Here is a 14,691-nt window from a genome sequence, read left to right on the forward strand (position 1 = left end):
GGAAAGATGAGCGAAGACGAAGACTATGTCTACGACGAGGACAGCGGCGAATGGTTGCCCGCGTCTGAACTCGCGGCAAAGCGTGAAGCTGCCAGCACTGTCGAGGTTCGCGACGCTGTCGGCAATCTCCTTGCTGACGGAGACCAGGTTACACTGATCAAGGATCTCGACGTCAAGGGCGCCGGGCAAACCTTGAAGCAAGGCACGCTGATCAAGTCGATCCGGCTGACGGGCGACCCGCAGGAGATCGATTGCAAGTACCCCGGCATCAAGGGACTGGTCCTCCGGGCCGAGTTCGTTCGCAAACGCTGACAGCCCAAGGCGCGGGTCGGCAAGTTGCGACCCCGCCTGCGGCGCTATCGAGTCGATGCAGCGCCCGCGACGAATCGTTATGCATGCTTACGTATGAACGGGCAGCTTGGTCCGCTGCCATCGTGGGTAAGATTCAGATTTATCACAGAATTTTGAATAGTTGCAAATCCTGCAACTGACCGGACGGCAAATACAATTGCCGCACTGCACACGATTAGTATGCTGCACCGCAACAAGATAAGGGTGCTGAAGGCAATCTTTCCTTATCTTCCAGGAGATATTGCCATGATCAAGACTATCCTCGCTGCCGCTGCTGCCGTCCTCGTCGCCACCCCCGTGTTCGCTGCCGAACCGGAAACCGGCTCGTTCACCTATCAGGGTGTGAAGTACGATTACACCGCCGAACAGCAGGGCGACGTCAAGGTTCTCAAGGGCTCGGCCTATGCCGGCAAGGTTCCGTTCGAACTGAAGGTCACGAAGCGCACCGTCACCGGCCGCTTCAACGGCCGTCCGGTCACCTTCGACGTCAAGGACGTGAAGAAGATCTCGAGCAAGGCCGCTGCCAGCAACGATTGACTGCCCCGCAACACGGGACTGCCCAGAAGTTCGGCGCAAAGTCGCCAGCTTGCAAGCAGCGCCTCACCCGTGAGCAAGGCCAGCTTCATGCTGCACCGCTGATCCCAGCAAAGGGCGCTTCCTACCGGAGGCGCCCTTTCTGCTGAAAATAACCCGATGATAAGTATTTCTGCGTAGCTTCATCTGTAGACCGAAGGGGGAGGAACAGATGTTTGCCATTGCTCGCGCCATTGTGCGCCGCCCGCTGCCCGCCATTTGCGTGGTCGGTATCATTGGCTTCCTGGCATTGGGGCAAGCCGAAAAGCAAAAGCCCGCCGATCCGTGGAATGCAAAGCCGACCGCCGCACAAGCCGACGCGGGTTCGGAAGGCTCGCTCATCGGCAAGGCCGTCGGCTCCGCTGCCGATTATGTCGAGCAGGCAGACAGCACCGGCACGGTCGCCAAGGTGCGTGGAACGGTCGAGACTTCGGCAAGCAGTTGGGAAGGCTCCGCCGATAAGGTAGGCAAGGCGACCGGTAACTGACGCTCCGAACCAAGGTCAGGGCGGAACCTCGGCCACACTCCGGCATTCCTTCCCACAGGGAGGGATGCAGGAGCCGGGTTCGTGTTGTTCGATCGTTTTGCCACCGTCATGATCGCCATTGGCGCCGGACTGGGCCTCGCTGCCACCAGCACTATCCCGACGCACTTGCCGGAGCCAGAGCGGTCATATCCCGCAGCGCGGCAGGATGCCTATCCTGAAATCACAGCCGTTACCTACGAGAGCTATCCGATCGCGCAGGTCCCGATCTTCCATCGCCCCATGCGCGTCGCCTATTGGGAACGCCCTTGGGAGGAGCCAGTCGAGGTGCCGGCTGACATCGCCGATGCAGAATACCCGGTGGATGAATACGCGCCTGATCCTCAGATCGCTGAAGACGAAGACATACAGCAACCAACTCAGGCCGACGCGGAAACGCGCGATTCACCTATCGAGCTTACGCTCGCATCCCACCCATAAGCCGCACGTCCAGCCCCGATCCGGGCTCGGCCGCTCCATGGCGCGAAACGATCTCGGCCAACCTTGTTGCAATCACCGCATCGTCCGCGTCCCGATCGAGCGGGTAACGCGCAATGACCATGCCGTCGTCAACGCTCGTCACGCACACAAAGCGGATGGGGGATTGTGTTGCCAGTGCATCCAGGTCGACGCCATCTGCCAGCGTCCACGATTTCCCACCGACGGAGCGAATTGGCCTTTCGCAATGGCGGCACAGTGCGGACCAGGCGCCCTCGCCATCCCGTCTGCGACCAGCCGCGGGCTGATGCTGGCGTGTGTACCAGCACTGGGTGAGAGTTTGAGACGTGGCGGGCCGGATCAGCATGGCCCGAATTTCAGGTCACCTTGGTAAACATCCGCCAAATCGCCAGATCAGGACTCTACCGGGGGATCAGCTGAGCGTCACGAAGATCTCGGCGATCAGCACCCAGGCTTCGCCAGATTTCCGCCACTTGGCGGCAAAAGTCCCGGCAGCCATAACTTCGCCGGATTCCCGAACGGTTCCGCTCCAGCGCCCATGTTCCATGGCGATCGGCTCTACTCCCGACGACATCACGCTCTCGGTGTTGCGCACGTAGACGGATCGGGGGGCTTGAGCGAACTCGCGCTTCCAGGCTGCCAGTTGCGCCTTTCGCCCGGAAATGACTGCACTGTCGCTGCCGGTGATCAGCACCACATCGGGCGAGAGGATTGGCGCGATCGCGGCAAGGTCCCCCTCCGCCAGCGCGCGGTTGAACGCGGCGCGGCGGAGGCGGACTTGCAGTTCGGCATCGGCAGGGTTGGTCATCGCGTTGCGATGGCAGGGCTCACGCTATTTGCAAAGCCCCGGTGCGTGTCGATGCCGAAGCTGGTTTCGGTCAGGCCGAAACGAGGTTCACAGCCGATGCCTTGCCATTCCGGCCGGTCTCGACTTCGTAGCTGACGCGCTGGTCCTTATCGAGCGTCGCCATGCCGGCAGCCTGGACGGCCGAGATGTGCACGAAGCTGTCAGCGCCGCCGTTGTCAGGCTGAATGAAGCCGTAGCCCTTTTCGGTGTTGAAGAATTTTACGGTGCCTACTGGCATGGGATGTTCCTTTCAAGAACGAGGGTTGCCCGGAAACGGAAGTGCCGCCGGGCCGTGCGTGGTTCGTCAATTGAAAGGAAATCGTCGTCGAAGGCCCCGCGAGAACCGAAGCGCCAGCGTGGTAGTCAATACCGAAGTCCGTCGCAAAATTCGACGTCAGCAAAAGCGCAGTAGCAGGCTTGCCATCGTTTGGCGAACGTAATCGGACGATGGTCAAGATTCCTGCCAGCAGCTAGGCGGCGTGGACAAATTCCACAGCGCCACGGCTGGAGGCAAAAACCGCCAGTTCAAGGAGGCGAGGAAGCGCAATATCGGGAATATTGTGCGACGAGCCGACGCTGAAATGGAGGTTTTTGGTCCAGCCCCGCAGGGCGTTGTGGAATTTGTCCACGCCGCCTAGAGCCCGCCAATGATTGAGACCACTTCCGAAACCGTGCGCATTCTGGTCGATGGAGATGCCTGTCCGGTTAAGGAAGAGATCTACAAGGTCGCCTTTCGCCGCAGCGTAGCCGTCGTCGTGGTCAGCAATTCCCCCTTCCGCATACCCGCGCATCCGCTCGTGCGCCGCGTTGTCGTCAACGATGGCTTCGATGCCGCAGACGACTGGATTGCGCAGGAAGCCGGACCGAAATCCGTGGTGGTCACCGCCGACATCCTCCTGGCCGACCGGTGCCTCAAGGCAGGCGGGACAGTGCTTTCTCCCGCGGGCAAACCCTTCACCACCAGTTCGATCGGCAGCCAGATCGCCACCCGTGCGATCATGGCTGACCTGCGCGCCGGTGGCGACGTGATCGGAGGCCCCGCCCCCTTCTCCAAAGCCGATCGCTCGCGCTTTCTCTCCGCTCTCGACGAAGCGTTGGCAAGATTGTCGCGATAGCAAAACGCCGGGTCTGCGAAAGACCCGGCGCCAAGCTGGTTACGCCATCAATTACCTGCAGCGCACGTTGCTGCGGTTGTCGCTCCGGTTGCGGCTGTCGATAGCCGCACCGATCGCCGCGCCACCGATCGCGCCGATGATCGCGCCCAGCGGCTTGCTGTCGCCCTCGGCGATGATCGCTCCTGCCGCTGCGCCACCAAGGCCGCCGACGATCAGGCCGGTCGAACCATCGGACCTGCGGCAGTAATAGCGCCCGTCGCGCCCGCGATAGACCCGGTCATCGTAGGACAGCTGGCGTTCGCGATAACGCGCATTGTCGCGGTAATAGCGGTCGGCGTAGTAGCCGCCATAGCGGGGATCGGGGTTGTTGTAATCATATCGGCCATACTGCTCGTAATAGCCTTGGTCGTAATAGCCATCTGCATAGCCAGGACGATCATAATATCCATTGCTGGTGCATGCTGCGGTCAAAGTCGTCGCAGCAACCGCAGCGAGCATAACGCGGGCCTTGAACATGGCCTTCTCCATCGCTTCCCGAGGGCACACGGAACTGGCGCCCAGTTGCTTAGCCAATGGTTTATGAAGACTGCAGTTCCCCTGCCTGCATTAAGAATCCGATTACTGTCTTTGTCTTATCGCTTTGCCATGCCATCCGAAATCATCAGTCTGATAGACAAGCCGCACCTTCTTGCCCTTCTCCTCGCAATTGGCGCCGCCATTGGCATCGCGGTCGAGCGCTTTGCCGAGGGCCTCAAGCGCGCCGAACGTCGGGCCTTCTGGCGCGGTCGGAATTCGGCGGGGGCCAGGCAGAAGACGCGCCTGCATCAGGCGCCAGCTCTCAAGGACAAAACCCAGACCGAAGTTGCCGCAGACCAGCTCCGCCGTGTCATGGAAGCCGATTTCAAGAGCAGGCCGCTCTTGAACCAGTCGGAAAGGCGCTTGCTGGCTGTGCTGGACAAGACCTTGAGCGAAGAGAAGCCCAACTGGCGCGCCATGGGCCAGGTATCACTCGGGGAGATCCTGATCAGCGATGACAAGGATGCCTATTGGGCCATCAATTCCAAGCGTGTCGATCTGCTCATCGTCGACGACAGCTGCCGCCCTGTCCATGCCGTGGAATTTCAAGGCACCGGTCATCACCTCGGTGCCGAAACCGCAGCACGAGACGCCGTGAAGAAGGAAGCCCTGCGGCGGGCAGGCATTGGCTATCTCGAGGTGATGAGCAACCAGACGCCGGCACAGGTCAGGCTATTATTGCAAGGCCTGTTGCGCCCGCCCACCTGAGCGGTTTTCGCATCAAACATCAGATCCGGCTTGCCACATCGGCGATGAAGCAAGCCGGATCAGTGTCTTCAACCCTCAGTCGTGCTCGCGCCCACCCGCGCCGATGTAAAGCTCGCGGCCCATCTCGTCGTACTTCGCGCTCATGGCCTTCATGCCGGCTTCCGCCTCGGCTTCGTCAGCCGCGACGAAAGTTTCGATCGGCTGGTTCTGCTTGGCGGCGAATTCGCGCACTTCCTGGCTGATCTTCATCGAGCAGAACTTCGGCCCGCACATCGAGCAGAAGTGTGCAGACTTCGCGCCTTCGGCCGGAAGCGTCTGGTCGTGATACTGCTCTGCGGTATCGGGATCGAGCGAGAGGTTGAACTGGTCGCGCCAACGGAACTCGAAGCGCGCCTTGCTCAGCGCATCGTCACGCACCTGCGCCGCGGGGTGGCCCTTGGCGAGGTCCGCCGCGTGGGCGGCCAGCTTGTAAGTCACCACGCCGACCTTTACGTCGTCGCGGTCCGGCAGGCCAAGGTGTTCCTTGGGCGTGACGTAGCAGAGCATCGCCGTGCCGTACCAGCCGATCTGGGCCGCGCCGATGCCGCTGGTGATATGGTCGTATCCCGGCGCGATGTCGGTGACGAGCGGCCCGAGCGTATAGAACGGCGCTTCGCCGCATGCTTCGAGCTGCTTGGTCATGTTCTCCTTGATCTTGTGCATCGGCACGTGGCCGGGGCCTTCGATCATCACCTGCACGTCCTGCGCCCAGGCACGCTTGGTCAACTCGCCCAGCGTATAGAGCTCGGCAAACTGCGCCTCATCATTGGCGTCATAGATGGAACCCGGACGCAGGCCATCGCCGAGCGAATAGGCCACGTCATAGGCCTTCATGATCTCGGTGATCTCGTCGAAGTTCTCGTAGAGGAACGATTCCTTGTGATGCGCCAGGCACCACTTGGCCATGATCGAGCCACCACGGCTGACGATGCCGGTCATGCGCTTGGCCGCCAGGGGGATGTAGGGCAGGCGCACGCCGGCGTGGATCGTGAAGTAGTCCACGCCCTGTTCTGCCTGCTCGATCAGGGTATCGCGGAAGATCTCCCAAGTCAGGTCCTCGGCAATGCCGCCAACCTTTTCCAGCGCCTGATAGATCGGCACCGTGCCGATCGGAACCGGCGAGTTGCGCAGGATCCACTCGCGCGTGTCATGGATATTGCGGCCGGTCGAAAGGTCCATCACGGTGTCCGCCCCCCAGCGGATCGACCAGACCATCTTGTCGACTTCGCTGGCAACGTCCGATGCCACTGCCGAATTGCCGATGTTGGCGTTGATCTTGACGAGGAAGTTGCGCCCGATCGCCATCGGCTCGCTTTCGGGGTGGTTGATGTTCGAAGGAATGATCGCGCGCCCCCGCGCCACTTCATCACGCACGAATTCCGGCGTCACGTAATCCGGGATCGAGGCACCCCAGTCCTGCCCGTCACGGATCAGCGCTTCCTTGGCCTGCTTGCGGCCAAGGTTCTCGCGGATCGCCACATATTCCATCTCGGGCGTGATGATGCCCTGCCGCGCATAGTGCATCTGGCTGACGTTCTGCCCGGCCTTGGCCCGCAGCGGCCGCTTCACCACGTTCGGGAACGGCGGAACACCTGCCGACCGGTCCGGTCCCTTCAGGCCGTTGTCCTCCGGCTTGACCGCACGGCCCTCATAGGCCTCGACATCGCCGCGACCGACGATCCAGTCGTGGCGCAGCTTGGGCAGGCCGGCGGCAATATCGATCATGACGTTGCTGTCAGTATAAGGACCGGACGTGTCGTAGACGCGCACCGGCGGCTCCCCGCTCGAAGGCTCCAGCGAAATCTCGCGCATCGCCACGGTCAGGCCGGGAAAGCGCGCGCTTTCCACGTGGATCTTGCGGCTGCCACGGATCGGCCCGGTGGTGACGCCGATTTCCAGCTTGGAGTTGATGTCGGCCATTCAAGCGCTCCTCTCGTCAGGCATCGGGAGCGCGGGTGCCATGGCTTTGCCAGCAGCACTGCCCTTCCCTCCGCCCGTGCTAACGGGTTCAGGTTCGACGGGTCGGGCTGCGTGACCAGCCCCTCTCAGCCACACTGGCTCCCCGGGGTATGGCGGCACTTCTAATGCGGTCTGGCGACACTGGCAACCAGCCAATCCAAGAGGGTTCATTCGTCTTTAATGCGAATGATTCTTACTTGCATTGACTCTTGCGAATGAATCGCACTAAGGCCCGCCCATCATAGACGGGAGCCTAACGTGTCGAATCGCTTGCATTTTCTTTCCGCCACATCCCTTGCCGCGCTGGTCCTAGGCGCGCACCCGGCCTGTGCCGATGAGGCCGAAGACAACCAGAATCGCATCACCGTGATCGGTGAAAAGGCTGAAGGCGTGGCAAGCGGCGCAACCGGCCTCCCCCTCGCCATCATCGATACGCCCCAATCGGTGACCGTCATCGACCGCACCCTGCTCGATGACTTCGCCTTTGATGAGGTCAACGATGTCCTGCGCTATGTCACCGGCGTAAACGTCGACGAGGCCGAGACGGACCGCACTTATTACAACGCCCGCGGCTTCGACATCACCGAAGCCATGGTGGACGGTATCCAGTTGCCCAACATCTGGGGGCCTTCCATCGGTTCGCTCGATACCGTGATGTGGGATTCGATCGAGGTCGTGAGAGGCGCAAACGCCCTTCTTTCGGGCGTCGGCAATCCCTCCGGCACGATCAACTACCGCCGCCGCCATTACACCGGGCAGCGCCGCGTAACCGGCGAATTGACCGCCGCCTCGTGGAACCGGGTCCGCGGCGAAGTCGACATCGAAATGCCGCTGACCTCTGACGGCAACTGGGGCGTCCGCCTTGTCGGCGCGGCGCAGAACGCGGATTCCTATCTGCGCGACTACCGCTCGAACCGCACCGCGCTGCAGGCGGTGGTCGATGGCCGCGTTGCCGAAAATCTCGCACTGTCATTTGGCTACGCCCGCCAGCAGGGCACCTCGCGCGGGGTGCTGTGGGGCGCGCTTCCTCTGCTCGACAGCGAAGGTAACCAGCTCGACTGGGATTTCTCCACCTCCACCACGCAGGACTGGACCTACTGGAAGAGCAAGGACCAGACCGCATTCGCCGAGGCCACTTGGTCCTTCGCTCCCGGCTGGAGCGTCAAGACCCACCTCACCCGCCGCATCAATGACGAACCATCACGCCTGTTCTACGTCTACGGCACACCCGATGCACAAACCGGCCTCGGCCTCATGGGCAATCCCGGCGGCTACCTGTCCACCGCTCGCGGCTGGATCTGGGACAATCGCCTCGATGGCAGCTTCAAGCTCTTCGGCCGCGACCACAAGCTGACCCTGGGCATCCAGCGCACCGCAGCGAAGTTCGGTTACCTGACCTACCCCGTCCCCGGCACCGATCCGGCCTGGGGCGCCTTGCCACCGCTGCAATCAGGCTGGGACGGCAGCGAAGTTCCGCTGCCCGCCTTCGGGGCCCCCGTTGAAAGCGCCCGCATCTCGGACAAGCAATGGCGCATCCGCGCCGCCACCGATCTGGAACTGACCAACCGCCTCAGCCTGATCCTCGGCGCCAACTACATCGACGTGAAAACCACCGGCTTCACATTCGGCGTCAGCGCCGCCCGCAGCGAGAGCGCAATCAGCCCCTTCCTCGGCGCAACATTCAAGGTGCTGCCCGGCGTCAACCTCTACGCCAGCTATTCCGACATCTTCAATCCGCAGAAGGAACTCGGCACAAACCTCAAGCCGGTCGGCTCGGCCAAAGGCAAGAGCTGGGAAGCCGGCCTGAAGGGGGAAACCGCAAACAAGGCACTGTTCGGTTCGCTCTCGCTGTTCCGCTCGGAACAGTCGAACCTTGCCGAATCCTCCGGCTACGACGCCAATCTCGGCCAGACCCTCTACACCGGCATCTTCGTGCGCAGCCAGGGCGTCGAGGCGGAAGTGGGCGGCCGCATCGCCCCCGGCCTGACCGTGCAGGGCGGCGTCACCCACCTCTCGCTCGAAGGGCGCAATGGCGATCCCGTCCGCACCTATGTGCCGCGCACCACCGCCAACCTGCTGCTCCGCTGGGAGCCGGTCGAGAAGGTCCAGCTTGGCGCGGCCATGCGCTGGCAGGACGCGATCCATTCAACCAACGCCCTCGGCACGATCCGTCAGGACGACTACGCCACCCTGCAACTGCAGGCAGGATACAAGCTCAATGACAATGTCAGCTTCAACCTCAACGTCGCCAATGTGACCAATCACAAGCATCTTGCCAGCCTGTACTGGGACCAGTCGTTCAACGCAGCCCCGCGCAGCGTCACCGGTTCGGTCAGGATGACCTTCTGATGGCCACCACCGCGCAGCACGCCATTCCCTCGCCCCGGCGCCTCGCGCTGCCGGGGCGCGCATTCTGGGTCGTGGTCCACCGCTGGGCGGGCCTGACCCTCGCACTCTTTCTGGCGGTCGCAGGCCTGACAGGCTCGCTCCTGCCATGGATCGAGGAACTGGAAGCCGCCACCGCGCCGGAACTGCACAACTCCGGCTGGACCGGCACGCCCGACCCCCTGCGCGTGCGCGAGGACGTGCTTGCCCGCTACCCCGGTGCCGCGCTCGATTTCCTGCCGCTCTCGGTCGAACCCGGCAAGGCCCTGCGCCTGCACCTTCACTGGCTCGATCCGAAGACCGGGCTCGAGCGCGAACACGGCCCCGGCGTGCCCGAATGGGACGATCTGTTTCTCAATCCCGTGACCGGGCAGGAGCAAGGCCGCCGCGAATGGGGCAACATTGCACAAGGGCAGAAAAACCTGATGCCCTTCCTCTATCGCCTCCACTATTCGCTCGCACTCGGCACCATCGGCACGCTCGCTTTCGGGATCGCCGCGCTGATCTGGACGCTGGATTGCTTCGTCGGCTTCTACCTCACGCTCCCACCCAAAGCGCCGAAGCCCGCCCGCACGCCGTTCCTCGAACGCTGGCGCCCGAGCTGGCGCATCCGCTGGAAGTCCACGCCCTACAAGCTCAACTTCGATCTGCACCGCGCCGGAGGCCTCTGGCTCTGGCCGCTTCTACTGGTCTTTGCCTGGTCGAGCGTGTCGTTCAACCTGCCGCAGGTCCATGTGCCGGTGATGCAGGCACTGGGCGCGCAGGACGCCCGGCTTGTGCTGCTCGAAAACACCCTGCCCGCCCCGCGCAATGCCCCTGCCCTCGATTTCCGCGCCGCCACCGCCCGCGGCAAGGCGCTCGCCGAAGAGGTCGCCTACAAGCAGGGCCTCGTTCCTTTGCAGGAAGGCGAAACCTGGATCTGGCACGTGCCCACCAGCGGGATGTACGTATACGGCTTCACCACCGCGGCCGACATCGGCCACCACGGTGGCGGCACCCGCGTTGCGTTCGACAGCAATACCGGCGAACTCAAGGCGGTCGACTGGCCCAGCGGCGTCAACGGCACCAACACCTTCAACAACTGGCTGACGGCGCTGCACATGGCCCAGGTCTTCGGCCTGCCCTACCGCGTGTTCGTCAGCCTGCTCGGCCTGATGGTAACGATGCTTTCCGTGACCGGCGTGGTCATCTGGCTCAGGAAGCGTTCCGCCCGCGCGGGCCGTCCGATCCGCCAACGGAATACTTGACCGATCACCCGGCTGGCTGGACTTAATCACCCGATTAAGGATATCCCTGCTTCAGGCACGCAAGGCCGGACAATGGAGCAGGATCATGGCCCAGACTGGAACGGTCGCACCACCGCATGTCGTGCCTGTCGCAGGGCCCAAGGTCGCCACCAACAATGGGCTGGGCCGGCTCCCGCGCGTATGCATCATCGGCGCAGGCTGCTCCGGTTTCACCACCGCCAAGCGCCTGCAGGATAATGGCATTCCCTTCGTCGTGTACGAAGCGTCCGATGACATCGGCGGAAACTGGTACTTCAACAATCCCAACGGCATGTCGGCCTGCTACCAGAGCCTGCACATCGACACGTCGAAATGGCGGCTGGCGTTCGAGGATTACCCGGTCCCGGCGGAATGGCCCGACTACCCCCACCACGCCCAGCTTCTCCAATATTTCCATGACTATGTCGGTCACTTCGGTCTGCGCCCGCACATCCGGTTCAAGACCCGCGTGGAAAAGGCGACACGGCGTTCCGGAGGCGGTTGGGAGATCCGCCTGTCCACCGGCGAGACCGAGCGCTTCGATGCTCTGGTCGTCGCCAACGGCCATCACTGGGCCGCGCGCATTCCCGATTATCCCGGCCAATTCTCCGGCCCCCAGATCCACAGCCACGGCTATCGCAGTCCTTTCGATCCGGTCGACTGCGTCGGCAAGCGCGTGCTCGTTGTCGGAATGGGCAACAGCGCGATGGACATCGCTTCTGAACTGTCGCAGCGCCCGATCGCCTCGCGCCTGTTCGTCTCCACCCGGCGCGGGGTCTGGGTCCTGCCGAAATACTACCGCGGCCAGCCGCTCGACAAGAACCCGGCACCGTCGTGGATGCCCAAGCGGCTGCGCAACTGGCTGGCCACTCGCATGATCAAGAAGCTGGTCGGCCGGATGAGCCAGTACGGCCTGCCAGAACCCGAAATCGGCCCCTTCGAAAGCCACGGGACCGTCTCCGGCGAGTTCCTGCTCCGTGCGGGCTCAGGCGACCTGACCATGAAGCCCGGCATCGAGAGGCTCGACGGGGACAGCGTCATATTCACCGACGGAACGCGCGAACAGGTTGACGTTATCGTCTGGGCTACCGGCTATGACATCCGCTTCCCTTTTTTCGACGATCCTGCACTTACCGCCGATGCCGAAAATCGCCCGCCCCCCCTTTTCAAGCGCATCATGAAGCCCGAAGTGCCCGACTTGTTCTATGTCGGCCTGGCCCAGCCCTTGCCGACGCTGGTCAATTTCGCCGAGCAGCAGTCAAAGCTCGTCGCAGCCTATCTTGCGGGTGACTATGCTCCGCCCACGCCTGCCGAAATGCACCGCATCATCGCCAGCGACGAAGCCTACCACACCGGCCAGTATTACGCGTCGCGCCGGCATACGATCCAGCTGGATTTCGACCACTACGTCCGCACCCTCAAGAAGGAACTCGAGGCTGGCGCGAAGCGCGCAAATGCGTTGGGGAACACCTTGCCGGTCCCGCCTCGACAAGCAGAACCGGACTGAGTTCTCCCGCCCCTGCGGGAAGCGCGCTTGCTTTAGCTACTCCGCCGCTTCCGCCAAAGGCGCATCCCGCCGCACCCCATCGTAGACGAACTCCTGCCCGTCCAGATCGATCGCTGGAATGGCCTCGCGCTCCAGCCAGTAGCTCTGGTTGTGACGCCATACTTCATTACCGCCGCGCCGCGGCAGCTTGTCCATGTCGCGCATCAGGTAGCCGGGATTGAAGTTGTCCTCTTCGATCCACGGCAGCACGTCCATGCCGGCATCCTCGTCGCGGAAAGCAACTTCCACCTTGCGCACGCCTTTTTCGTCCATGTGGTTGATCAGGCGGCAAACGAAATCGCCCAGCATGTCCACGCGCAGCGTCCAGCTCGCGCGGAAATAGCCGAAGACCCAGACCATGTTGGGCACGCCTGTGAACATCATGCCGCGATAGGTTACGGTATCGCCCCAGTTCACGGCCTTGCCATCCACCTCGAACGGTATGTCGCCCAGAACCTTCAGGTGGAATCCGGTGCAGGCAACGATGATGTCTGCCTCCAGCAGCTCGCCACCCTTTGTCAGCACGCCAGTCTCGGTAAATCGATCGATAGTGTCGGTCACGACCTTGACCTTGCCCTCCGACGCCGCCCGGAACAGGTCGCCATCCGGGCAGAACGCCAGCCGCTGCTGCCACGGCCGGTATCTCGGCGTGAAGTGCGGCTCGAACGCAAAGTCCTCGCCGGCATAGGCGCGCGCCGCCATCTTCAGTTCCTCGAACACCACGTCGGGTTCCTCGACGCAGCGTTTGTCCATCAGCGCCTGGTCATGCATGATCTGCGCACGCACCACGCGGTGGATTGTCGGCTCGTCGATGCCGATCTGGCGCAAGCGGTCGGCCAATTCGTTCTGGTTCGGATGGCAATAGAAATAGGTGGGCGAGCGCTGCAGCATCGTCACCTGCGCCTTTTCGGCAAAGGCCGGAACTACGGTCGCCGCCGTCGCGCCCGATCCGATCACCAGGACGCGCTTGCCTTCCCAGTCGGTCGCCGGGTCCCACAGCTGGGCGTGGACGAACAGACCCTTGAAGTCCGAAACGCCCTGCCACTCCTTGGGAATGTAGGGAACCTGATGATCATAGTAGCCTTGGCACATCCACAGGAAGTTCGCGGTGAAGATCGCCGTGTCCCCGCCCTTGGTCCGAGCCTCCAGCGTCCAGCGATTGCTCGCACTGTCCCACTTGGCACTGGTGATCGTGTGGCCATAGCGGATGTGCTGGTCGATCCCGCCTTCCTCGATCACCTCGCCCATGTAGTCGAGGATCGCCTGCGCGCTGGCAATCGGCGCGCCGACCCAGGGCTTGAAGCGATAGCCGAAAGTGTAAAGGTCAGAGTCCGAACGGACGCCGGGGTACTTGTGGGTTTCCCACGTCCCGCCAAAAGTGTCCTTGCTCTCGATGACCGCATAGGTCTTGCCGGGGCACTGCTCCTGCAGATGCCAGGCCGAACCGATGCCGGAAATGCCTGCGCCCACGATCAATACGTCGAAGTCGCCGCCCGATGCTGCGTGCTCGCTCATCATGCCTCTCCATGGTCTGACGCCATATGCGGCCGTTCTCGGCTCGTCTGGAAAAGTGACATTGATGCGTATCAATTGGCAACCGACTGCCCCGGCGAATGAGGCATTCGGTCAAGAAAATCAGGCAGTCGGGGTTCCGATCAGCCCGCCGCCTGCCACTCCCTCACCGCCTCTACCGGCCAGGCCAGCATCAGCACGTTGAGCGTCAGGTTGTCGCGGATCATCGCCAGCGTGAACAGTTCGAACGCCACGGCCACTGCCGCCGTCACCAACGCCGGCATGCGGCTGGCAAAGACGAACCCCAGTGCCATGAAGCCCATGTCGCAGAAGGAATTGAGCACGCTGTCGCCCGAATAACCGAACGAGATCGTCACGGCACGATAGCGGTCGATGATGATCGGCGAATTCTCGAGGATCTCCCACGAACCCTCGACCAGCACCGCCAGGCCCAGCGCCCAGTGCGGAGAAATCGCGGTCAGCCCGGCCTTGCGCCATAGAAGGTGCGCTCCGCCGTAGAACAGGAAGCCGTGGATCACGTGGCTGAAACTGTACCAGTCCGAAATCTGCTGGCTGTTCTCCGCCGATTCCACCACGCCCTGCCACAGTCGGATCGTTCCGCACGGGCAGATCGGCGGCCGCGCCATGCCAAGCAGGATGATGACGATCCCAAGCGCGACGCCTGCAGCCGCAATCCACCCCGCCCTGCCGGGCCGCAATGAAACCATCCTCGCCATTTGCCGCTACTCCCCCCCCGATCCATGCCCTTTCTGACGGGTGAAGCTGACAGCGACAAGCCCATGGTTGCACCGGCAACCGCATCCCCCTAAGCG

16 protein-coding genes and 1 riboswitch are annotated in these 14,691 nt (G+C 62.6%); of the genes, 9 read left to right on the forward strand and 7 right to left on the reverse strand.

Features of this window, described 5'->3' with window-relative positions:
* Window positions 1-6 precede the first annotated feature (6 nt).
* From ACZ1JY_RS03970 to ACZ1JY_RS03985, 4 genes are all read left to right on the forward strand, one after another.
* Window positions 7-312, forward strand: coding sequence for an alkylphosphonate utilization protein (locus ACZ1JY_RS03970; RefSeq protein WP_118074748.1), 306 nt, complete (start codon window positions 7-9; stop codon window positions 310-312).
* A 285-nt stretch (window positions 313-597) separates the two neighbouring features.
* Window positions 598-888 carry a hypothetical protein gene (locus tag ACZ1JY_RS03975; protein WP_039332377.1) on the forward strand — a complete coding sequence of 97 codons (291 nt, stop codon included), beginning with the start codon at window positions 598-600 and terminating at the stop codon, window positions 886-888.
* Between the two features lie 208 nt (window positions 889-1,096).
* Window positions 1,097-1,411: a hypothetical protein gene (locus tag ACZ1JY_RS03980; protein WP_118073699.1), complete on the forward strand. Its 315-nt coding sequence runs from the start codon at window positions 1,097-1,099 to the stop codon at window positions 1,409-1,411.
* A gap of 81 nt (window positions 1,412-1,492) precedes the next feature.
* Complete coding sequence (locus ACZ1JY_RS03985; protein WP_118073698.1) at window positions 1,493-1,888, forward strand: hypothetical protein; 396 nt, start codon at window positions 1,493-1,495, stop codon at window positions 1,886-1,888.
* Here ACZ1JY_RS03985 and ACZ1JY_RS03990 read toward each other — a convergent pair.
* The 3 genes from ACZ1JY_RS03990 to ACZ1JY_RS04000 all read right to left on the reverse strand — a co-directional run bounded on the left by ACZ1JY_RS03990 (window position 1,866) and on the right by ACZ1JY_RS04000 (window position 2,991).
* Window positions 1,866-2,030 (reverse strand): hypothetical protein, encoded by a 165-nt coding sequence (locus ACZ1JY_RS03990; RefSeq protein WP_162896017.1) that lies wholly within the window; start codon window positions 2,028-2,030, stop codon window positions 1,866-1,868. The genes ACZ1JY_RS03985 and ACZ1JY_RS03990 overlap by 23 nt on opposite strands.
* A gap of 288 nt (window positions 2,031-2,318) precedes the next feature.
* Window positions 2,319-2,714 carry a YybH family protein gene (locus ACZ1JY_RS03995; RefSeq protein WP_465130432.1) on the reverse strand — a complete coding sequence of 132 codons (396 nt, stop codon included), beginning with the start codon at window positions 2,712-2,714 and terminating at the stop codon, window positions 2,319-2,321.
* A gap of 70 nt (window positions 2,715-2,784) precedes the next feature.
* Entirely contained in the window at window positions 2,785-2,991 is a 207-nt protein-coding gene (locus ACZ1JY_RS04000; RefSeq protein ID WP_118073696.1) for a cold-shock protein, read from the reverse strand.
* Window positions 2,992-3,400: 409 nt separating this feature from the next.
* On the opposite strand from ACZ1JY_RS04000, the gene ACZ1JY_RS04005 reads away from it, so the two are divergent.
* Window positions 3,401-3,868: a YaiI/YqxD family protein gene (locus ACZ1JY_RS04005; protein WP_465130433.1), complete on the forward strand. Its 468-nt coding sequence runs from the start codon at window positions 3,401-3,403 to the stop codon at window positions 3,866-3,868.
* Between the two features lie 51 nt (window positions 3,869-3,919).
* Here ACZ1JY_RS04005 and ACZ1JY_RS04010 read toward each other — a convergent pair whose 3' ends face one another.
* Window positions 3,920-4,384 carry a glycine zipper 2TM domain-containing protein gene (locus ACZ1JY_RS04010; RefSeq protein ID WP_168904500.1) on the reverse strand — a complete coding sequence of 155 codons (465 nt, stop codon included), beginning with the start codon at window positions 4,382-4,384 and terminating at the stop codon, window positions 3,920-3,922.
* Between the two features lie 45 nt (window positions 4,385-4,429).
* Between ACZ1JY_RS04010 and ACZ1JY_RS04015 the strand changes: the two genes are divergently transcribed.
* On the forward strand, window positions 4,430-5,152 hold the full coding sequence (locus ACZ1JY_RS04015) for a DUF2726 domain-containing protein (protein ID WP_465130434.1): 723 nt from the start codon (window positions 4,430-4,432) through the stop codon (window positions 5,150-5,152).
* Between the two features lie 75 nt (window positions 5,153-5,227).
* On the opposite strand, the gene thiC is transcribed toward ACZ1JY_RS04015, so the two are convergent.
* A complete protein-coding gene (gene thiC, locus ACZ1JY_RS04020; protein WP_118073694.1) occupies window positions 5,228-7,111 on the reverse strand; it encodes a phosphomethylpyrimidine synthase ThiC in 1,884 nt (627 codons plus the stop codon).
* Window positions 7,112-7,158: 47 nt separating this feature from the next.
* Window positions 7,159-7,266: riboswitch (TPP riboswitch) on the reverse strand.
* A gap of 142 nt (window positions 7,267-7,408) precedes the next feature.
* Here thiC and ACZ1JY_RS04025 point away from each other — a divergent pair.
* From ACZ1JY_RS04025 to ACZ1JY_RS04035, 3 genes are all read left to right on the forward strand, one after another.
* A complete protein-coding gene (locus tag ACZ1JY_RS04025) occupies window positions 7,409-9,499 on the forward strand; it encodes a TonB-dependent siderophore receptor (protein WP_465130435.1) in 2,091 nt (696 codons plus the stop codon).
* Window positions 9,499-10,782: a PepSY-associated TM helix domain-containing protein gene (locus ACZ1JY_RS04030; RefSeq protein ID WP_465130436.1), complete on the forward strand. Its 1,284-nt coding sequence runs from the start codon at window positions 9,499-9,501 to the stop codon at window positions 10,780-10,782. Before ACZ1JY_RS04025 ends, ACZ1JY_RS04030 begins: the two co-directional genes overlap by 1 nt.
* Window positions 10,783-10,867: 85 nt before the next feature.
* Window positions 10,868-12,307 carry a flavin-containing monooxygenase gene (locus tag ACZ1JY_RS04035; protein WP_465130437.1) on the forward strand — a complete coding sequence of 480 codons (1,440 nt, stop codon included), beginning with the start codon at window positions 10,868-10,870 and terminating at the stop codon, window positions 12,305-12,307.
* Between the two features lie 36 nt (window positions 12,308-12,343).
* Here ACZ1JY_RS04035 and ACZ1JY_RS04040 read toward each other — a convergent pair whose 3' ends face one another.
* The gene (locus tag ACZ1JY_RS04040; protein WP_465130438.1) at window positions 12,344-13,861 is read right to left on the reverse strand and encodes a flavin-containing monooxygenase; all 1,518 of its coding nucleotides are present in this window, start codon (window positions 13,859-13,861) and stop codon (window positions 12,344-12,346) included.
* 140 nt (window positions 13,862-14,001) lie between these two features.
* On the reverse strand, window positions 14,002-14,595 hold the full coding sequence (locus ACZ1JY_RS04045; protein ID WP_465130439.1) for a DUF2585 domain-containing protein: 594 nt from the start codon (window positions 14,593-14,595) through the stop codon (window positions 14,002-14,004).
* Window positions 14,596-14,691: the final 96 nt, after the last annotated feature.

Source organism: Novosphingobium sp. BL-A-41-Hi4B-X5A, assembly GCF_055521705.1.

Coding starts and splice junctions, on each gene's coding strand:
- ACZ1JY_RS04040 (WP_465130438.1), bottom strand. CDS start 13,861: ATGAGCGAGCACGCAGCATCGGGCGGCGACTTCGACGTATTGATCGTG.
- ACZ1JY_RS03995 (WP_465130432.1), bottom strand. CDS start 2,714: ATGACCAACCCTGCCGATGCCGAACTGCAAGTCCGCCTCCGCCGCGCC.
- ACZ1JY_RS04035 (WP_465130437.1), top strand. CDS start 10,868: ATGGCCCAGACTGGAACGGTCGCACCACCGCATGTCGTGCCTGTCGCA.
- ACZ1JY_RS04030 (WP_465130436.1), top strand. CDS start 9,499: ATGGCCACCACCGCGCAGCACGCCATTCCCTCGCCCCGGCGCCTCGCG.
- ACZ1JY_RS04005 (WP_465130433.1), top strand. CDS start 3,401: ATGATTGAGACCACTTCCGAAACCGTGCGCATTCTGGTCGATGGAGAT.
- ACZ1JY_RS04010 (WP_168904500.1), bottom strand. CDS start 4,384: ATGTTCAAGGCCCGCGTTATGCTCGCTGCGGTTGCTGCGACGACTTTG.
- thiC (WP_118073694.1), bottom strand. CDS start 7,111: ATGGCCGACATCAACTCCAAGCTGGAAATCGGCGTCACCACCGGGCCG.
- ACZ1JY_RS04000 (WP_118073696.1), bottom strand. CDS start 2,991: ATGCCAGTAGGCACCGTAAAATTCTTCAACACCGAAAAGGGCTACGGC.
- ACZ1JY_RS03970 (WP_118074748.1), top strand. CDS start 7: ATGAGCGAAGACGAAGACTATGTCTACGACGAGGACAGCGGCGAATGG.
- ACZ1JY_RS04045 (WP_465130439.1), bottom strand. CDS start 14,595: ATGGCGAGGATGGTTTCATTGCGGCCCGGCAGGGCGGGGTGGATTGCG.
- ACZ1JY_RS03980 (WP_118073699.1), top strand. CDS start 1,097: ATGTTTGCCATTGCTCGCGCCATTGTGCGCCGCCCGCTGCCCGCCATT.
- ACZ1JY_RS03975 (WP_039332377.1), top strand. CDS start 598: ATGATCAAGACTATCCTCGCTGCCGCTGCTGCCGTCCTCGTCGCCACC.